The following is a 17608-nucleotide window of genomic DNA, read 5'->3' on the forward strand; positions in this document are numbered from 1 at the left end:
GAACACCGGGAGGAGGCGATCCTTCTCCCGATACACACTCAGGGAGAGAAGACGCGATGTCTCATTTGAATTACAACCATCTTTACTACTTCTGGCACGTCTATAAACAGGGCTCGGTGGTGGGGGCGGCAGAGGCGCTCTACCTGACGCCGCAAACCATCACCGGGCAAATCAAGGCGCTGGAAGAGCGCCTGCAGGGTAAGCTGTTCAAGCGTAAGGGGCGTGGGATTGAACCCAGCGAACTGGGTGAACTGGTTTTCCGCTATGCGGACAAAATGTTCACCCTGAGCCAGGAGATGCTGGATATCGTCAACTACCGCAAAGAGTCGAACCTGCTCTTTGATGTTGGCGTGGCGGATGCGCTGTCCAAGCGGCTGGTGAGCGGCGTGCTGGATGCGGCGGTGGTGGAAGATGAGCAAATCCATCTGCGCTGCTTTGAATCCACCCATGAGATGCTGCTGGAACAGCTCAGCCAGCACAAGCTGGATATGATTATCTCGGACTGCCCGATTGACTCCACCCAGCAGGAAGGGCTGTTCTCGGTGAAGATTGGCGAATGCGGCGTCAGCTTCTGGTGTATTAATCCGCCGCCGGAAAAACCGTTCCCCGCGTGCCTGGAAGAGCGTCGCCTGCTGGTGCCGGGAAGGCGCTCCATGCTCGGACGCAAGCTGCTGAACTGGTTTAACTCGCAGGGGCTGAACGTGGAAATCCTCGGTGAGTTCGACGATGCGGCGCTGATGAAAGCCTTTGGCGAAGCGCATAACGCGATCTTCGTTGCGCCGACGCTGTACGCGCACGATCTCTATTCGGACGATAAGATTACGGAGATAGGCAGAGTGGATAACGTGATGGAGGAGTATCACGCCATATTTGCCGAAAGAATGATTCAGCACCCGGCGGTACAGCGAATCTGTAACCGCGACTATTCAGCGCTGTTTACGCCACCGGCAATCTGAAGACATAAAAAAACCCGCGTTAAGCGGGTTCTTTAAACAAGCAACAACAAGTAGCGATTAAGCCAGTTTGTTGATCTGCGCAGTCAGGTTTGCTTTATGACGCGCTGCTTTGTTTTTGTGGATCAGACCTTTAGCAGCCTGACGATCCACGATTGGTTGCATTTCGTTAAATGCGTTCTGCGCTGCAGCTTTGTCGCCTGCTTCGATTGCTGCGTATACTTTCTTGATGAAAGTACGCATCATAGAGCGACGGCTTGCGTTGTGCTTACGAGCCTTTTCAGACTGAACGGCACGTTTCTTAGCTGATTTGATATTAGCCAAGTCCAACTCCCAAATATGATCTATGTGGACAATTCAAAGGCCGAGGAATATGCCCTCTTTGCCTTCTTTTGTCAATGGATTTGTGCAAATAAGCGCCGTTAATTAGCGACGCTACGTTACGTAGTGATGGCGCAGGATTCTACCAGCTTGTCTTCCCTGAATACAGCCTTTCGGCATAAAAATCGCAGTTCACGAGCAGATTTTTTCGCTGCGAAAGGTCAGCCTGATGAAATCATTACGGCTTTCTGTTTTGCACGAACAATCGCCGGTTAACCTTAACCGTTGTACAAGGTATACTTTGGCGATTTTCACTGTTTTGAGCCAGACATGAAGCTGATACGCGGCATACATAATCTCAGTAGCGCACCACACGGGTGCGTGCTGACCATTGGTAATTTCGACGGCGTGCATCGTGGTCATCAGGCGCTGTTGCAGGGATTGCGTAAAGAAGGGGAGGCCCGTGGCCTGCCCGTTGTGGTGATGATTTTCGAACCGCAGCCGCTGGAGCTGTTCGCGGGTGATAAATCTCCCGCCCGTCTCACTCGCCTGCGCGAGAAGTTGCGCTACCTGGCAGAGTCCGGTGTGGACTACGTATTGTGTGTACGTTTCGATCGCCGCTTTGCCGCGCTGACAGCACAAAATTTTGTCAGCGACCTGCTGGTTAAGCGTCTTGGCGTACAGTTTCTCGCCGTGGGCGATGATTTCCGCTTTGGCGCTGGTCGTCAGGGCGATTTCTTGCTATTACAGAAGGCTGGTCTGGAGTACGGTTTTGACGTCACCAGCGCGATGACCTTCTGTGAAGGCGGCGTTCGCGTCAGCAGCACGGCGGTACGCCGGGCACTGGCCGATGACGAACTGGATACGGCAGAGACCCTACTGGGGCATCCGTTCACCATCTCTGGCCGCGTGGTCCATGGCGATGCGCTGGGGCGCACGATAGGCTTCCCGACGGCGAATATACCGCTGCGTCGTCAGGTTTCCCCGGTTAAAGGGGTGTATGCGGTGGAAGTGGCAGGACTGGGCGATAAGCCGTTTTACGGCGTCGCCAATATTGGCACGCGTCCGACCGTCGCCGGTGTGCGTCAACAGCTGGAAGTGCACCTGCTGGACGTTGTAATGGACCTGTATGGTCGCCATATAGATGTGATACTGCGTAAAAAAATACGCAACGAGCAGCGATTTGGTTCGCTGGATGAACTCAAAGCGCAAATTGCGCGAGATGAATTGACGGCCCGCGAGTTTTTTGGGCTTTGAACCCGGCTTAACTGCCTACGTGATAAATACGGAACCGAGAATCTGATGAGTGACTATAAATCAACCCTGAATTTGCCGGAAACAGGGTTCCCGATGCGCGGCGATCTCGCCAAGCGCGAACCGGGAATGCTGGCGCGTTGGACCGATGATGACCTGTACGGCATCATTCGTGCAGCCAAAAAAGGCAAAAAATCCTTCATTCTGCATGATGGCCCTCCATATGCGAATGGCAGCATTCATATTGGTCACTCGGTTAACAAGATTCTGAAAGACATTATCGTGAAGTCCAAAGGCCTCGCGGGATATGACTCGCCTTACGTTCCGGGCTGGGACTGCCACGGTCTGCCAATCGAGCTGAAAGTGGAGCAAGAGTTTGGCAAGCCGGGTGAGAAGTTCACCGCCGCCGAGTTCCGTGCGAAGTGCCGCGAATACGCCGCTACGCAGGTTGACGGTCAGCGCGCTGACTTCATCCGTCTGGGCGTGCTGGGCGACTGGTCGCACCCGTACCTGACCATGGACTTCAAAACCGAAGCCAACATCATCCGTGCGCTGGGTAAAATCATCGGTAACGGCCACCTGCACAAAGGCGCTAAGCCGGTGCACTGGTGCGTGGACTGCCGCTCTGCGCTGGCAGAAGCGGAAGTGGAGTATTACGACAAAACCTCTCCATCTATCGACGTGGCCTTCCAGGCCGTCGATCAGGATGCGGTGAAGGCCAAATTTGGCGTCGCCTCGGTAAACGGCCCAATCTCGCTGGTGATCTGGACCACCACCCCGTGGACCCTGCCTGCGAACCGCGCGATCTCCCTGTCCGGTGAGTTCGAATACGCGCTGGTTCAGGTTGAAGGTCAGGCGGTTATCCTGGCGAAAGATCTGGTTGAAAGCGTGCTGAAGCGTGCGCATATCACCGACTACACCGTGCTGGGCACCGTGAAAGGTGACGCGCTGGAGCTGATGCGCTTCAAACATCCGTTCCTGGACTTCGACGTTCCGGTGATCCTCGGCGACCACGTGACGCTGGAAGCGGGTACCGGTGCGGTACATACCGCCGGTGGCCACGGTCCTGACGACTACAACATCAGCCTGAAGTACGGTCTGGAAATTGCTAACCCGGTGGGCCCGGACGGATCTTACCTGCCTGGCACCTACCCGGCGCTGGACGGCATCAACGTCTTCAAAGCGAACGACATCATCGTCGACATGCTGCGCACCAGCGGCGCGCTGCTGCACGTTGAAAAAATGCAGCACAGCTATCCGTGCTGCTGGCGTCACAAGACCCCGATCATCTTCCGTGCGACCCCGCAGTGGTTCGTCAGCATGGATCAGAAGGGCCTGCGCGAGCAGTCTCTGAAAGAGATTAAAGGCGTGCAGTGGATCCCTGACTGGGGCCAGGCGCGTATCGAATCCATGGTGGCTAACCGTCCTGACTGGTGTATCTCCCGTCAGCGTACCTGGGGCGTACCGATGTCTCTGTTCGTACATAAAGAGACGCAGGAGCTGCACCCGAACACCCTGGAACTGATGGAAGAAGTGGCGAAACGTGTCGAAGTTGACGGCATTCAGGCGTGGTGGGATCTCGACGCCCGCGACATCCTGGGCGCTGACGCAGACAATTACGAGAAAGTGCCGGATACCCTGGACGTGTGGTTCGACTCCGGATCTACCCACTCTTCCGTGGTTGACGTGCGTCCGGAGTTTGCCGGTCACGCTGCCGACATGTATCTGGAAGGCTCTGACCAACACCGCGGCTGGTTCATGTCATCTCTGATGATCTCTACCGCCATGAAGGGTAAAGCGCCTTACCGTCAGGTACTGACTCACGGGTTCACCGTGGATGGTCAGGGCCGTAAGATGTCCAAATCTATCGGTAACACCGTTTCTCCGCAGGACGTGATGAACAAGCTGGGCGCAGACATTCTGCGTCTGTGGGTGGCGTCGACCGACTACACCGGCGAAATGGCGGTATCTGACGAGATCCTGAAACGTGCTGCCGACAGCTATCGTCGTATCCGTAACACCGCGCGCTTCCTGCTGGCGAACCTGAACGGGTTCGATCCGGCAAAAGACATGGTGAAACCGGAAGAGATGGTCGTGCTGGACCGCTGGGCGGTAGGCTGCGCGAAAGCGGCGCAGGAAGATATCCTGAAGGCCTATGAGTCTTATGACTTCCACGAAGTGGTGCAGCGCCTGATGCGCTTCTGCTCCATTGAGATGGGCTCGTTCTACCTCGACATCATCAAAGACCGCCAGTACACCGCGAAAGCGGATAGCGTGGCGCGTCGTAGCTGCCAGACCGCGCTGTTCCATATCGCAGAAGCGCTGGTACGCTGGATGGCGCCGATCATGTCCTTCACCGCGGATGAAATCTGGGGTTATCTGCCGGGCGACCGCGAGAAGTATGTCTTCACCGGCGAGTGGTACGAAGGTCTGTTCGATCTCTCCAGCACCGAAGCGATGAACGATGCCTTCTGGGACGAGCTGTTGAAAGTGCGTGGAGAAGTGAACAAGGTTATCGAGCAGGCGCGTGCTGATAAGAAAGTCGGCGGCTCTCTGGAAGCGGCAGTAACCCTGTACGCGGAGCCAGAGCTGGCGGTGAAGCTGACGGCGCTGGGCGATGAATTACGATTTGTCCTGTTGACCTCCGGTGCGAAAGTTGCGGATTATGCCGATGCTTCTGCTGATGCTCAGCAGAGCGAACTGCTCAAAGGACTGAAAGTCGCGCTGAGCAAAGCCGACGGTGAGAAATGCCCGCGTTGCTGGCATTACACCACCGATGTTGGCCAGGTGGCGGAACACGCAGACATCTGCGGACGCTGTGTAAGCAACGTCGCCGGTGACGGCGAAAAACGTAAGTTTGCCTGATGAGTAAAACTCTCTGTTCAACAGGACTGCGCTGGCTGTGGCTGGTTGTGGTGGTGCTGATTATCGATCTGGGCAGCAAGTTCCTGATCCTCCAGAATTTTGCTCTGGGGGAGACGGTTCCGCTGTTCCCGTCACTTAACCTGCACTACGCACGTAACTACGGCGCAGCGTTCAGTTTCCTTGCCGATAGCGGTGGCTGGCAGCGCTGGTTCTTTGCGGGTATCGCTCTCGGTATCTGCGTGATCCTGGCGGTGCTGATGTACCGCTCGAAGGCGACGCAAAAGCTGAATAACATCGCCTACGCGCTGATCATTGGCGGCGCGCTGGGCAACCTGTTTGACCGCCTGTGGCACGGCTTTGTGGTCGATATGATCGACTTCTACGTCGGCGACTGGCACTTCGCGACCTTTAACCTCGCCGATAGCGCTATTTGCATCGGTGCAGCGTTAATCGTGCTGGAAGGCTTCTTGCCGAAACCCGCCGCGAAAGAGCAGGCGTAAAACCAGCCGGGTGGCGCTGCGCTTACCCGGCCTACGGTTAATGTAGGCCCGGCAAGCGCAGCGCCACCGGGCAAAACAAGCGAGCAATTTGCATGTCTAAATCCGTACAGAGCAACAGCGCGGTTCTCGTCCACTTCACGCTGAAGCTGGATGACGGCTCCACGGCCGAATCCACCCGCAATAACGGCAAACCGGCCCTGTTTCGTCTTGGCGATACTTCCCTGTCTGAAGGTCTTGAGCAGCAGCTTCTCGGTCTGAAAGAGGGTGAGAAAAAAGCCTTTTCGCTGGAGCCGGATGCCGCGTTTGGCGTGCCAAGTCCCGATCTGATCCAGTATTTCTCGCGCCGTGAGTTCATGGACGCGGGCGAACCGGAAATCGGGGCGATTATGCTCTTTACCGCTATGGACGGCAGCGAAATGCCTGGCGTGATCCGCGAAATCAACGGCGATTCGATTACCGTTGATTTCAACCATCCGCTTGCCGGGCGTACCGTTCATTTTGATGTTGAAGTGCTGGAAATCGATCCTGCACTGGAGGCCTGAAATGCAGATCCTGTTGGCTAACCCGCGCGGCTTTTGCGCCGGTGTAGACCGCGCTATCAGCATTGTTGAAAACGCGCTGGAGATTTACGGCGCGCCGATTTATGTACGTCACGAAGTGGTGCATAACCGCTACGTGGTTGACAGCCTGCGCGAGCGCGGCGCCATATTTATCGAGCAGATCAGCGAAGTGCCGGACGGTGCGATCCTGATCTTCTCCGCGCACGGCGTCTCCCAGGCGGTACGTAACGAAGCGAAAAGCCGCGATCTGACCGTATTCGATGCCACCTGTCCACTGGTGACCAAGGTGCATATGGAAGTGGCGCGCGCCAGCCGTCGTGGTGAAGAGTCGATTCTGATTGGCCACGCCGGTCACCCGGAAGTTGAAGGCACCATGGGCCAGTACAGCAACCCGGAAGGGGGGATGTATCTGGTTGAGTCGCCTGAAGATGTCCTGACGCTGAACGTGAAAAATGAAGCCCGTCTGTCGTTTATGACCCAGACGACGCTCTCCGTAGACGATACCTCAGACGTGATTGACGCCCTGCGTCAGCGCTTCCCGAAAATCGTCGGTCCGCGTAAAGATGATATCTGCTATGCGACCACTAACCGTCAGGAAGCGGTGCGCGCACTGGCTGAACAGGCGGATGTGGTGCTGGTGGTCGGCTCCAAAAACTCGTCTAACTCCAATCGCCTGGCCGAACTGGCGCAGCGCATGGGGAAGGCAGCGTTCCTGATTGATGACGCGTCGGATATTCAGGAAGCGTGGGTTAAGCATGCGGCCTGTGTCGGCGTGACGGCCGGGGCGTCTGCGCCAGATATTCTGGTTCAGAACGTCATTTCCCGTTTGCAGGAGCTGGGCGGTGGCGAAGCGGTGCCGCTGGAAGGACGTGAGGAGAACATCGTTTTCGAAGTCCCGAAAGAACTGCGCATTGATGCCCGCGAAGTCGAATAGTCCCTTTTCTGATGAAAGGCCAGCACCTCCTGTGCTGGCCTTTTTTTTAACCGTTACTTTATCGTGACGACAAAATCATGTCTTTTACTGATATTTAAGTCGGTTTCACGTTAAATTCTAATTATCGGTGTTTTCAGTTGGCAGTGCTTCTCAAGGCTGGTTAATCTGAAAACGGTTTACATCATTTTAACGTAAGAGAATAACTATGCATGATGCACAGATCCGTGTCGCCATTGCGGGCGCGGGTGGACGTATGGGCCGTCAGCTTATTCAGGCGGCTCTTCAGATGGATGGCGTCGCGCTTGGCGCGGCCCTGGAGCGTGAAGGTTCTTCACTTCTGGGGACCGATGCCGGTGAGCTGGCGGGCGCAGGCCACACGGGCGTTACCGTGCAAAGCAGCCTGGAGGCGGTAAAAGAGGACTTCGATGTCTTCATCGATTTTACCCGCCCGGAAGGGACGCTCACGCATCTGGCGTTTTGCCGTCAGCACGGCAAGGGGATGGTGATCGGCACCACCGGTTTTGACGACGCGGGCAAGCAGGCTATCCAGGATGCATCAAAAGAGATTGCGATTGTCTTCGCCGCAAACTTCAGCGTGGGCGTTAACGTCATGCTGAAGCTGCTGGAGAAGGCCGCGAAGGTGATGGGCAACTATACCGATATTGAGATCGTAGAAGCTCACCACCGTTACAAAGTTGATGCGCCATCAGGTACGGCGCTGGCGATGGGCGAAGCGATTGCGCATGCACTCGATAAAGATTTAAAAGAGTGCGCGGTCTATACCCGCGAAGGTCACACCGGCGAACGCGTACCGGGCACCATTGGTTTCGCCACCGTGCGAGCGGGTGACATTGTCGGCGAACACACGGCGATGTTCGCCGATATTGGCGAACGTGTCGAGATTACGCATAAAGCTTCCAGCCGAATGACATTTGCTAACGGCGCCGTACGCTCCGCTTTGTGGCTGAAAAATAAGAAAGATGGCCTTTTTGATATGCGAGACGTGCTCGATCTCAACAATTTGTAAGCATTATTACCCATCGTGATGTGGTTATTGCAGTCGTAATTGTTTGATTGCATAGGGCAATAATTTATTGCCCTTTTATTTTGAGTGTTTCAAAGTAAATAATCCTATTAGCCTATAAAAATCTATCTCTTTCTGCGTTTTAACGTTGCTGAAATGTAAATTTTGACCATTTGGTCCACTTTATGATGCTCCATCCGCTGATTTTTTATTAAACCAGGCGCGCAAGCGTTTTCCGCAGTGATTTACCTGATCTTTTTGTCGCTTAAGCCGCATTCCTCTCGCCAGGCCTGTAAAAGACTAAACAAAATCTCCGTTTTGAGTTGACTTTTACCCACCAAATCCCCAGAATGCCGCCGTTTGCCAAAAATCCGCTGGCAACACATTTGCATTGATCCATGACATGGTTATGAATTAATATGCAAATAAAGTGAGTGAATATTCTCTGGAGGGTGTTTTGATTAAGTCAGCGCTATTGGTTCTGGAAGACGGAACCCAGTTTATCGGTCGGGCCATAGGGGCAACGGGTTCGGCGGTTGGGGAAGTCGTTTTCAATACTTCAATGACCGGTTATCAAGAAATCCTCACTGATCCTTCCTATTCTCGCCAAATCGTTACTCTTACTTATCCTCATATCGGCAATGTCGGCACCAATGCTGCTGACGAAGAATCTTCTCAGGTACATGCGCAAGGCCTGGTCATCCGCGACCTGCCGCTGATTGCCAGCAATTTCCGCAATACCGAAGACCTCTCTTCTTACCTGAAGCGCCATAACATCGTGGCGATTGCCGATATCGATACCCGTAAGTTAACGCGTCTGCTGCGCGAGAAGGGTGCACAGAACGGCTGCATCATCGCGGGTGATAACCTCGATGCGACGCTGGCGCTGGAAAAAGCGAAAGCCTTCCCGGGCCTGAACGGCATGGACCTGGCGAAAGAAGTGACTACCGCTGAAGCCTACAGCTGGACTCAGGGTAGCTGGACGCTTTCAGGCGACCTGCCGGAAGCGAAAAAAGAGAGCGAGCTGCCGTTCCACGTGGTGGCCTACGATTTCGGCGCCAAGCGCAACATCCTGCGCATGCTGGTTGACCGCGGCTGCCGCCTGACGGTGGTGCCGGCACAAACGTCTGCCGAAGACGTGCTGAAGATGAATCCGGACGGTATTTTCCTGTCCAACGGCCCTGGCGACCCGGCGCCGTGCGATTACGCTATCGCCGCCATTAAGTCCTTCCTGGAAACCGACATCCCGGTATTCGGCATCTGTCTCGGCCATCAGCTGCTGGCCCTGGCGAGCGGTGCGAACACCGTTAAGATGAAGTTCGGCCACCACGGTGGTAACCACCCGGTGAAAGACACCGATAACAACACGGTGATGATCACCGCGCAGAACCACGGCTTTGCCGTCGATGAAGCCTCAATGCCGGCTAACCTGCGCGTGACCCACAAGTCGCTGTTCGATGGCACCCTGCAGGGCATCCACCGTACCGATAAGCCAGCGTTCAGCTTCCAGGGCCACCCGGAAGCCAGCCCGGGCCCACACGACGCCGCGCCGCTGTTCGATCACTTCATCGAACTTATCGAGCAATACCGTAAGACCGCTAAATAATCAGGAGCCGAGAAGACAATGCCAAAACGTACAGACATAAAAAGCATCCTGATCCTTGGCGCTGGCCCAATCGTGATCGGCCAGGCCTGTGAATTCGACTACTCCGGCGCGCAGGCGTGTAAAGCCCTGCGCGAAGAGGGTTACCGCGTTATCCTGGTGAACTCTAACCCGGCGACCATCATGACCGACCCGGAAATGGCTGATGCAACCTACATCGAGCCGATTCATTGGGAAGTGGTGCGTAAAATCATCGAGAAAGAGCGTCCGGACGCAGTGCTGCCAACCATGGGCGGCCAGACGGCGCTGAACTGTGCGCTGGAGCTGGAGCGTCAGGGCGTGCTGGCCGAGTTCGGCGTGACCATGATTGGTGCGACCGCCGACGCGATTGATAAAGCAGAAGACCGTCGCCGCTTCGACGTGGCGATGAAGAAAATCGGCCTCGACACCGCGCGCTCCGGTATCGCACACAACATGGAAGAAGCGCTGGCCGTTGCGGCTGACGTGGGCTATCCGTGCATCATCCGTCCATCGTTCACCATGGGCGGCACCGGCGGCGGCATCGCCTACAACCGCGAAGAGTTCGAAGAGATTTGCGAACGCGGTCTGGATCTCTCCCCAACCAAAGAGCTGCTGATTGATGAATCGCTGATTGGCTGGAAAGAGTACGAGATGGAAGTGGTGCGTGATAAAAACGACAACTGCATCATCGTCTGCTCTATCGAAAACTTCGATGCGATGGGTATCCACACCGGTGACTCCATCACCGTTGCGCCAGCTCAGACCCTGACCGACAAAGAGTATCAAATCATGCGTAACGCCTCGATGGCGGTACTGCGTGAAATCGGCGTGGAAACCGGCGGTTCTAACGTGCAGTTCTCCGTTAACCCGAAAACCGGCCGTCTGATTGTTATCGAAATGAACCCGCGCGTGTCCCGTTCCTCCGCACTGGCCTCTAAAGCGACCGGCTTCCCGATTGCGAAAGTGGCGGCGAAGCTGGCGGTGGGCTACACCCTCGACGAGCTGATGAACGACATCACCGGTGGCCGCACGCCTGCGTCCTTCGAGCCGTCCATCGACTACGTTGTCACCAAAATTCCACGCTTCAACTTCGAGAAATTTGCAGGCGCGAACGACCGTCTGACCACCCAGATGAAATCTGTCGGTGAAGTGATGGCGATTGGCCGCACGCAGCAGGAATCCCTGCAGAAAGCGCTGCGCGGTCTCGAAGTGGGCGCGACCGGCTTCGACCCGAAAGTGAGCCTGGACGACCCGGAAGCGCTGACGAAAATCCGCCGCGAGCTGAAGGACGCGGGCGCAGAGCGTATCTGGTACATCGCCGATGCCTTCCGTGCGGGCCTGTCCGTCGACGGCGTGTTCAACCTGACCAACATCGACCGCTGGTTCCTGGTGCAGATTGAAGAGCTGGTGCGTCTGGAAGAGCAGGTGGCTGAGCTGGGCATCACCGGCCTGGACGCTGACTTCCTGCGCGTGCTGAAGCGTAAAGGCTTCGCCGATGCGCGTCTGGCTAAGCTGGCGGGCGTGCGTGAAGCGGAAATCCGCAAGCTGCGCGACCAGTATGACCTGCACCCGGTCTACAAGCGCGTGGACACCTGCGCGGCAGAATTCTCGACCGACACCGCCTACATGTACTCCACCTATGAAGACGAGTGCGAAGCGAACCCGTCCGTCGACCGCGACAAGATTATGGTGCTGGGCGGCGGTCCAAACCGTATCGGCCAGGGTATTGAGTTCGACTACTGCTGCGTGCACGCCTCCCTGGCGCTGCGTGAAGACGGTTACGAGACCATCATGGTCAACTGTAACCCGGAAACCGTATCGACCGACTACGACACCTCTGACCGCCTCTACTTCGAGCCGGTAACCCTGGAAGACGTGCTGGAAATCGTGCGCATCGAGAAGCCAAAAGGCGTTATCGTGCAGTACGGCGGCCAGACCCCGCTGAAGCTGGCGCGCGCGCTGGAAGCTGCAGGCGTGCCGGTTATTGGTACCAGCCCGGATGCGATTGACCGTGCGGAAGACCGTGAGCGTTTCCAGCAGGCGGTTGACCGTCTGAAGCTGAAACAGCCGGCGAACGCCACCGTCACCGCCATTGAGATGGCCGTTGAGAAGGCGAAAGAGATTGGCTACCCGCTGGTGGTGCGTCCTTCCTACGTACTGGGCGGCCGCGCGATGGAAATCGTGTATGACGAAGCCGACCTGCGCCGCTACTTCCAGACCGCGGTAAGCGTGTCCAACGATGCGCCAGTGCTGCTCGACCGCTTCCTCGACGACGCGGTTGAAGTGGACGTGGACGCCATCTGCGACGGCGAAATGGTGCTGATTGGCGGCATCATGGAGCACATCGAGCAGGCAGGCGTACACTCCGGTGACTCAGCCTGTTCTCTGCCCGCGTACACCCTGAGCCAGGAAATCCAGGACGTGATGCGCCAGCAGGTGCAGAAGCTGGCCTTCGAGCTGCAGGTTCGCGGTCTGATGAACGTCCAGTTCGCGGTGAAAGACAACGAAGTCTACCTGATTGAAGTGAACCCGCGTGCGGCACGTACCGTCCCGTTCGTCTCCAAAGCCACCGGCGTACCGCTGGCGAAAGTGGCGGCGCGCGTGATGGCGGGCCAGACGCTGGCGCAGCAGGGCGTGACCAAAGAGATCATTCCACCGTACTACTCGGTGAAAGAAGTGGTGCTGCCGTTCAACAAATTCCCGGGCGTTGACCCGCTGTTAGGGCCTGAAATGCGCTCTACCGGGGAAGTGATGGGCGTAGGCCGCACCTTCGCAGAAGCGTTCGCTAAGGCACAGCTGGGCAGTAGCTCCACCATGAGAAAATCCGGCCGTGCGCTGCTCTCCGTTCGTGAAGGCGACAAAGAGCGCGTGGTTGACCTGGCCGCCAAGCTGCTGAAGCAGGGCTTCGAGCTGGATGCAACCCACGGTACGGCGATTGTGCTGGGCGAAGCCGGCATCAACCCGCGTCTGGTGAACAAGGTGCATGAAGGTCGTCCGCACATTCAGGATCGTATCAAGAATGGCGAATACACCTACATCATCAACACCACCGCAGGCCGCCAGGCGATTGAAGACTCCAAGCTGATTCGCCGCAGCGCGCTGCAGTACAAAGTGCACTACGACACCACCCTGAACGGCGGTTTCGCAACGGCCATGGCGCTGAACGCGGATGCTACCGAGAAGGTGATTTCAGTGCAGGAAATGCACGCGCAGATTAGCAAGTAAGTAAAAATGCCCGGTGCCGTTCGGCTGCCGGGCATTCTCCCCATCTTCAGAACCTTCTGGTTTTTCATCCGCTTTCAGTCAGTTAGCCTAAAATCATTAGGTCGATAACGAAATTCAACTGAGAGCAGGGGAAAACACCATGCAAAATAAATTACTGATCGCTTCCGTTCTGGCTGCCACGACAATGTTTACCGTTGCGGGCTGTTCGTCCAATCAGGCCGTAAAAACCACCGATGGCAAAACCATTGTTACCGACGGAAAACCGCAGGTAGATGACGATACCGGTCTGGTGTCGTACAAAAACGCCGAAACCGGTCAAACCGAGCAGATCAACCGTGACCAGGTGAAATCGATGGGCGAGCTGGATAACTAATTCAGAATTCTGACGTAAGCCCGTCAATAATATTCACTATTAGCCTGTTGAATTACTGACTACACTCTTTTGTTAAAAGAAAGCAGTAACAACAGGCTAATCAATGATTCTGATAATTTATGCCCATCCTTATCCGCAGCACTCGCATGCGAATAAGCGGATGCTTGAGCAGGTAAGGACGCTTGATAACGTAGAGATACGTTCCCTCTATCAACTCTATCCCGATTTTAATATCGATATCGCCGCCGAACAGGAGGCGCTTTCCCGTGCCGATCTGATTATCTGGCAGCATCCCATGCAGTGGTATAGCACGCCCCCGCTCCTGAAGCTGTGGATTGATAAAGTCTTCTCCCACGGCTGGGCGTATGGCCACAACGGCAATGCGCTAAAAGGGAAAAGCCTGATGTGGGCGGTCACCACCGGCGGCGGGGAAAGCCACTTTGATATCGGTTCCTTCCCGGGTTTTGACGTCCTGGCACAGCCGCTGCAGGCGACTGCGCTGTATTGCGGTCTGAACTGGCTCCCGCCGTTTGCGATGCACTGCACGTTTGTCTGCGACGATGAAACGCTGCAGGCGCAGGCTCGCCATTATAAACAACGCTTACTTGAGTGGCAGGAGGCGCACCATGGATAGCCATACGCTGATACAGGCGCTGATTTACCTCGGCGCGGCGGCGCTGATTGTGCCCGTGGCGGTACGCCTGGGGTTGGGCTCTGTTCTCGGCTACCTGATTGCGGGCTGCGTCATTGGGCCGTGGGGTTTTCGACTGGTGACGGATGCAGAGGCGATTCTCCATTTCGCTGAAATCGGCGTTGTGCTGATGCTCTTTGTGATTGGCCTGGAGCTCGATCCGCAGCGGTTGTGGAAGCTTCGCGCATCGGTATTTGGCGGTGGGGCACTGCAGATGGTGGCCTGCGGCCTGCTGCTGGGCGGGTTCTGCATCCTGCTGGGCATGGACTGGAAAGTGGCAGAGCTCATCGGCATGACCCTGGCGCTCTCCTCAACGGCCATTGCCATGCAGGCGATGAACGAACGAAATCTGACGGTATCCCAGATGGGACGTAGCGCGTTCTCGGTGCTGCTGTTCCAGGATATTGCCGCTATCCCGCTGGTGGCGATGATCCCGCTGCTGGCGGCCAGCGGTTCCTCTACCACGCTGGGCGCTTTCGCGCTGTCGGCGCTGAAGGTGGCGGGCGCGCTGGCGCTGGTGGTGCTGCTTGGTCGCTACGTCACCCGTCCGCTGCTGCGGTTCGTTGCCCGCTCGGGCCTGCGCGAAGTGTTCAGCGCCGTGGCGCTGTTCCTGGTGTTTGGCTTCGGTCTGCTGCTGGAAGAGGCCGGGCTGTCGATGGCGATGGGGGCGTTCCTCGCAGGCGTTCTTCTGGCGAGTTCTGAATACCGTCACGCGCTGGAAAGCGATATCGAGCCGTTCAAAGGGTTACTGCTGGGGCTGTTTTTCATTGGTGTGGGGATGTCCGTCGACTTCGGCACGCTGGTGACGCACCCGCTGCGGATCGTCATCCTGCTCGTCGGCTTCCTGGTCATTAAAATGGTGATGCTGTGGCTGATTGCGCGTCCATTAAACGTGCCGACCAGGCAGCGCCGCTGGTTTGCCGTGCTGCTGGGGCAGGGGAGTGAATTTGCGTTCGTGGTCTTTGGCGCCGCGCAGATGGCAAACGTGCTCGATCCCGAGTGGGCGAAAGCGCTGACGCTGGCGGTCGCACTGTCGATGGCGGCGACGCCTGTGCTGCTGGTGGTGCTGACGCGTCTGGAAAAATCGGACAGCGAGCAGGAGCGCGAAGCCGATGAGATTGACGAGGAGCAGCCGCGCGTCATCATCGCCGGATTTGGTCGCTACGGGCAGATCGTCGGGCGTTTATTACTCTCCAGCGGCGTGAAGATGGTCATCCTCGATCACGATCCCGACCATGTCGATACTCTGCGTAAATTTGATATGAAGGTGTTTTACGGGGATGCCACCCGCGTCGATCTGCTGGAATCCGCCGGGGCGGCAAAAGCCGAGGTATTGATTAACGCCATTGACGATCCGGAGACCAGCATGCAGATGGTGGAGCTGGTTAAAGAGCATTTCCCGGCACTGACCATTATCTCTCGCGCGCGCGATGTGGATCACTATATCCGGCTGCGACAGGCGGGCGTAGACGCACCGGAGCGTGAAACGTTCGAAGGCGCGCTGAAGTCTGGCCGTATGGCGCTGGAAAACCTGGGGCTTGGCGCGTACGAAGCGCGCGAACGGGCGGACCTGTTCCGTCGCTTTAATACCGAGATGGTTGAAGAGATGGCGGCGATGGCGGGCAGTACGGCTACCGAGCGCGCGGCGGTGTTTAAACGCACCAGCGCGATGCTGACGGAAATCATTAACGAGGACCGTAACCACCTGTCGCTGATCCAGCGCCATGGCTGGCAGGGCACGGAAGAGGGCAAGCATACCGGCGATCCGGCTGACGAGCCCGAGAGTAAACCTTCCGCGTGAAGTGGAGTTGCCAGCAATATTAAAAAATTTCTTTATCTTTACCCTGCCGCCAGTCGACGAAAGATTAAGCTTTCCGTATAGTGGCGGCAATTTTTTGCATCCGGGAAATTTTCAATGATCAGTCTGATTGCAGCGCTGGCGGTGGACCGCGTTATCGGTATGGAAAATGCCATGCCGTGGAACCTGCCTGCCGATCTCGCATGGTTTAAACGTACTACGTTAAACAAGCCGGTAGTGATGGGCCGCCTGACCTGGGAGTCGATTGGTCGTCCATTGCCGGGCCGTAAGAATATCGTTATCAGCAGCCAGCCAGGCACTGACGATCGCGTCGAATGGGTAAAATCAGTAGACGAGGCGATTGCTGCATGCGGCAATGCCGAAGAGATTATGGTGATTGGCGGTGGGCGTGTGTACGAGCAGTTCCTGCCAAAAGCGCAGAAGATGTATCTGACCCACATTGATGCAGAAGTGGAAGGGGATACCCATTTCCCGGACTACGATCCGGACGAGTGGGAATCGGTATTCAGCGAATTCCACGACGCGGATGCACAGAACTCCCACAGCTACTGCTTCGAGATTCTGGAACGTCGTTAAGTAATTTTCCCTCTCCCGGCCGGGAGAGGGAATCATTATCAGGAGGCAACGGCCTCACTTTCTCCTAAGTCCAGCTGTCGGTTGGACGGCTGCACAAAGTAAGCTTTATCTTCCCAGCGTAAGCAGGTTAACTCCCCACCCCAGCAGCATCCGGTATCCAGACCGTAAATCCCTTCCGGCGTTCCTTTTCCTTCCAGTGCTGCCCAGTGACCAAATACCACGCTGTACTCGCTGGTCACCGGTCCCGGAATGGCAAACCACGGTTTCAGCGGGGCGGGCGCGCTTTCCGGCGTCTCTTTGGAATACATATCCAACTGCCCGTTCGGGAAGCAGAAACGCATGCGGGTGAACGCGTTGGTGATAAAGCGCAGGCGGGCAAGACCGCTGAGATCCTCGCTCCAGTGGTTCGGCATATCGCCGTACATGGCATCAAGGAAGAAAGGATACGAGTCGCTCGCCAGCACCGCCTCAACGTCACGCGCGCAGGTTTTCGCCGTCTCAAGATCCCATTGTGGCGTGATCCCGGCATGCGCCATGACCAGCTTTTTCTCTTCGTCGATCTGCAGCAGGGGCTGACGGCGCAGCCAGTTAATCAGATCGTCCGCGTCCGGCGCATCCAGCAGTGGTGTGAGGCGATCTTTAGGCTTGTTGCGGCTGATCCCGGCGAAAACCGCCAGCAGATGCAGATCGTGATTACCCAGCACCATGCGCACGCTGTCGCCCAGCGATTTGACGAAACGTAATACTTCAAGGGAGCCGGGGCCACGCGCGACTAAATCGCCCGTCAGCCAGAGCGTGTCCTGTCCTGGCGTAAAGTCGACCTGTTTTAACAATGCGATCAGTTCATCGTAGCAACCGTGAACGTCGCCAATCAGATATGTAGACATTA

At 56.5% G+C, this 17608-nt stretch carries 15 protein-coding genes and 1 pseudogene; 14 read left to right on the plus strand and 2 right to left on the minus strand.

Annotation, left to right across the window (positions count from 1 at the left end; translation table 11 throughout):
- Positions 1-56: 56 nt before the first annotated feature.
- Entirely contained in the window at positions 57-956 is a 900-nt protein-coding gene (nhaR, locus tag AC0TN7_RS11335; protein WP_003856462.1) for a transcriptional activator NhaR, read from the plus strand.
- A 57-nt stretch (positions 957-1013) separates the two neighbouring features.
- Here the strand turns inward: nhaR and rpsT are convergent, their stop codons facing one another.
- A complete protein-coding gene (rpsT, locus tag AC0TN7_RS11340) occupies positions 1014-1277 on the minus strand; it encodes a 30S ribosomal protein S20 (protein WP_003856458.1) in 264 nt (87 codons plus the stop codon).
- 101 nt (positions 1278-1378) lie between these two features.
- Here rpsT and AC0TN7_RS11345 point away from each other — a divergent pair.
- From AC0TN7_RS11345 to folA, 13 genes and pseudogenes are all read left to right on the plus strand, one after another.
- Positions 1379-1597, plus strand: a pseudogene (locus tag AC0TN7_RS11345) (DUF2575 domain-containing protein).
- Positions 1598-1604: 7 nt separating this feature from the next.
- Complete coding sequence (gene ribF, locus AC0TN7_RS11350; protein ID WP_032644021.1) at positions 1605-2531, plus strand: bifunctional riboflavin kinase/FAD synthetase; 927 nt, start codon at positions 1605-1607, stop codon at positions 2529-2531.
- A gap of 45 nt (positions 2532-2576) precedes the next feature.
- Positions 2577-5393 carry an isoleucine--tRNA ligase gene (gene ileS, locus AC0TN7_RS11355; RefSeq protein WP_473702160.1) on the plus strand — a complete coding sequence of 939 codons (2817 nt, stop codon included), beginning with the start codon at positions 2577-2579 and terminating at the stop codon, positions 5391-5393.
- Positions 5393-5893, plus strand: coding sequence for a signal peptidase II (gene lspA / locus AC0TN7_RS11360; protein ID WP_008502034.1), 501 nt, complete (start codon positions 5393-5395; stop codon positions 5891-5893). The genes ileS and lspA overlap by 1 nt, the downstream gene beginning before the upstream one ends.
- 92 nt (positions 5894-5985) lie before the next feature.
- Positions 5986-6435, plus strand: a complete 450-nt coding sequence (gene fkpB, locus AC0TN7_RS11365; protein ID WP_003856450.1) for an FKBP-type peptidyl-prolyl cis-trans isomerase — start codon at positions 5986-5988, stop codon at positions 6433-6435.
- A gap of 1 nt (position 6436) precedes the next feature.
- On the plus strand, positions 6437-7387 hold the full coding sequence (gene ispH, locus AC0TN7_RS11370; protein ID WP_024907425.1) for a 4-hydroxy-3-methylbut-2-enyl diphosphate reductase: 951 nt from the start codon (positions 6437-6439) through the stop codon (positions 7385-7387).
- Between the two features lie 205 nt (positions 7388-7592).
- Positions 7593-8414 carry a 4-hydroxy-tetrahydrodipicolinate reductase gene (gene dapB, locus AC0TN7_RS11375; protein ID WP_024907426.1) on the plus strand — a complete coding sequence of 274 codons (822 nt, stop codon included), beginning with the start codon at positions 7593-7595 and terminating at the stop codon, positions 8412-8414.
- Between the two features lie 454 nt (positions 8415-8868).
- The gene (carA, locus tag AC0TN7_RS11380; protein WP_417927873.1) at positions 8869-10017 is read left to right on the plus strand and encodes a glutamine-hydrolyzing carbamoyl-phosphate synthase small subunit; all 1149 of its coding nucleotides are present in this window, start codon (positions 8869-8871) and stop codon (positions 10015-10017) included.
- Between the two features lie 18 nt (positions 10018-10035).
- Positions 10036-13260, plus strand: coding sequence for a carbamoyl-phosphate synthase large subunit (gene carB, locus AC0TN7_RS11385; RefSeq protein ID WP_024907428.1), 3225 nt, complete (start codon positions 10036-10038; stop codon positions 13258-13260).
- Between the two features lie 139 nt (positions 13261-13399).
- Positions 13400-13633: a YgdI/YgdR family lipoprotein gene (locus AC0TN7_RS11390; RefSeq protein ID WP_023310357.1), complete on the plus strand. Its 234-nt coding sequence runs from the start codon at positions 13400-13402 to the stop codon at positions 13631-13633.
- Between the two features lie 103 nt (positions 13634-13736).
- Positions 13737-14267 carry a glutathione-regulated potassium-efflux system oxidoreductase KefF gene (gene kefF / locus AC0TN7_RS11395; RefSeq protein ID WP_024907429.1) on the plus strand — a complete coding sequence of 177 codons (531 nt, stop codon included), beginning with the start codon at positions 13737-13739 and terminating at the stop codon, positions 14265-14267.
- Entirely contained in the window at positions 14260-16125 is a 1866-nt protein-coding gene (gene kefC / locus AC0TN7_RS11400; RefSeq protein WP_463726562.1) for a glutathione-regulated potassium-efflux system protein KefC, read from the plus strand. The genes kefF and kefC overlap by 8 nt, the downstream gene beginning before the upstream one ends.
- Before the next feature lie 114 nt (positions 16126-16239).
- Positions 16240-16719: a type 3 dihydrofolate reductase gene (gene folA / locus AC0TN7_RS11405; RefSeq protein ID WP_473702161.1), complete on the plus strand. Its 480-nt coding sequence runs from the start codon at positions 16240-16242 to the stop codon at positions 16717-16719.
- Positions 16720-16757: 38 nt separating this feature from the next.
- Here folA and apaH read toward each other — a convergent pair whose 3' ends face one another.
- Entirely contained in the window at positions 16758-17606 is an 849-nt protein-coding gene (gene apaH / locus AC0TN7_RS11410; RefSeq protein WP_023310360.1) for a bis(5'-nucleosyl)-tetraphosphatase (symmetrical) ApaH, read from the minus strand.
- Between the last annotated feature and the right edge of the window lie 2 nt (positions 17607-17608).

The organism is Enterobacter sp. PL_is511, assembly GCF_055816065.1.

Coding starts and splice junctions, on each gene's coding strand:
- nhaR (WP_003856462.1), top strand. CDS start 57: ATGTCTCATTTGAATTACAACCATCTTTACTACTTCTGGCACGTCTAT.
- ribF (WP_032644021.1), top strand. CDS start 1,605: ATGAAGCTGATACGCGGCATACATAATCTCAGTAGCGCACCACACGGG.
- ileS (WP_473702160.1), top strand. CDS start 2,577: ATGAGTGACTATAAATCAACCCTGAATTTGCCGGAAACAGGGTTCCCG.
- lspA (WP_008502034.1), top strand. CDS start 5,393: ATGAGTAAAACTCTCTGTTCAACAGGACTGCGCTGGCTGTGGCTGGTT.
- fkpB (WP_003856450.1), top strand. CDS start 5,986: ATGTCTAAATCCGTACAGAGCAACAGCGCGGTTCTCGTCCACTTCACG.
- ispH (WP_024907425.1), top strand. CDS start 6,437: ATGCAGATCCTGTTGGCTAACCCGCGCGGCTTTTGCGCCGGTGTAGAC.
- dapB (WP_024907426.1), top strand. CDS start 7,593: ATGCATGATGCACAGATCCGTGTCGCCATTGCGGGCGCGGGTGGACGT.
- carB (WP_024907428.1), top strand. CDS start 10,036: ATGCCAAAACGTACAGACATAAAAAGCATCCTGATCCTTGGCGCTGGC.
- AC0TN7_RS11390 (WP_023310357.1), top strand. CDS start 13,400: ATGCAAAATAAATTACTGATCGCTTCCGTTCTGGCTGCCACGACAATG.
- kefF (WP_024907429.1), top strand. CDS start 13,737: ATGATTCTGATAATTTATGCCCATCCTTATCCGCAGCACTCGCATGCG.
- kefC (WP_463726562.1), top strand. CDS start 14,260: ATGGATAGCCATACGCTGATACAGGCGCTGATTTACCTCGGCGCGGCG.
- folA (WP_473702161.1), top strand. CDS start 16,240: ATGATCAGTCTGATTGCAGCGCTGGCGGTGGACCGCGTTATCGGTATG.
- apaH (WP_023310360.1), bottom strand. CDS start 17,606: ATGTCTACATATCTGATTGGCGACGTTCACGGTTGCTACGATGAACTG.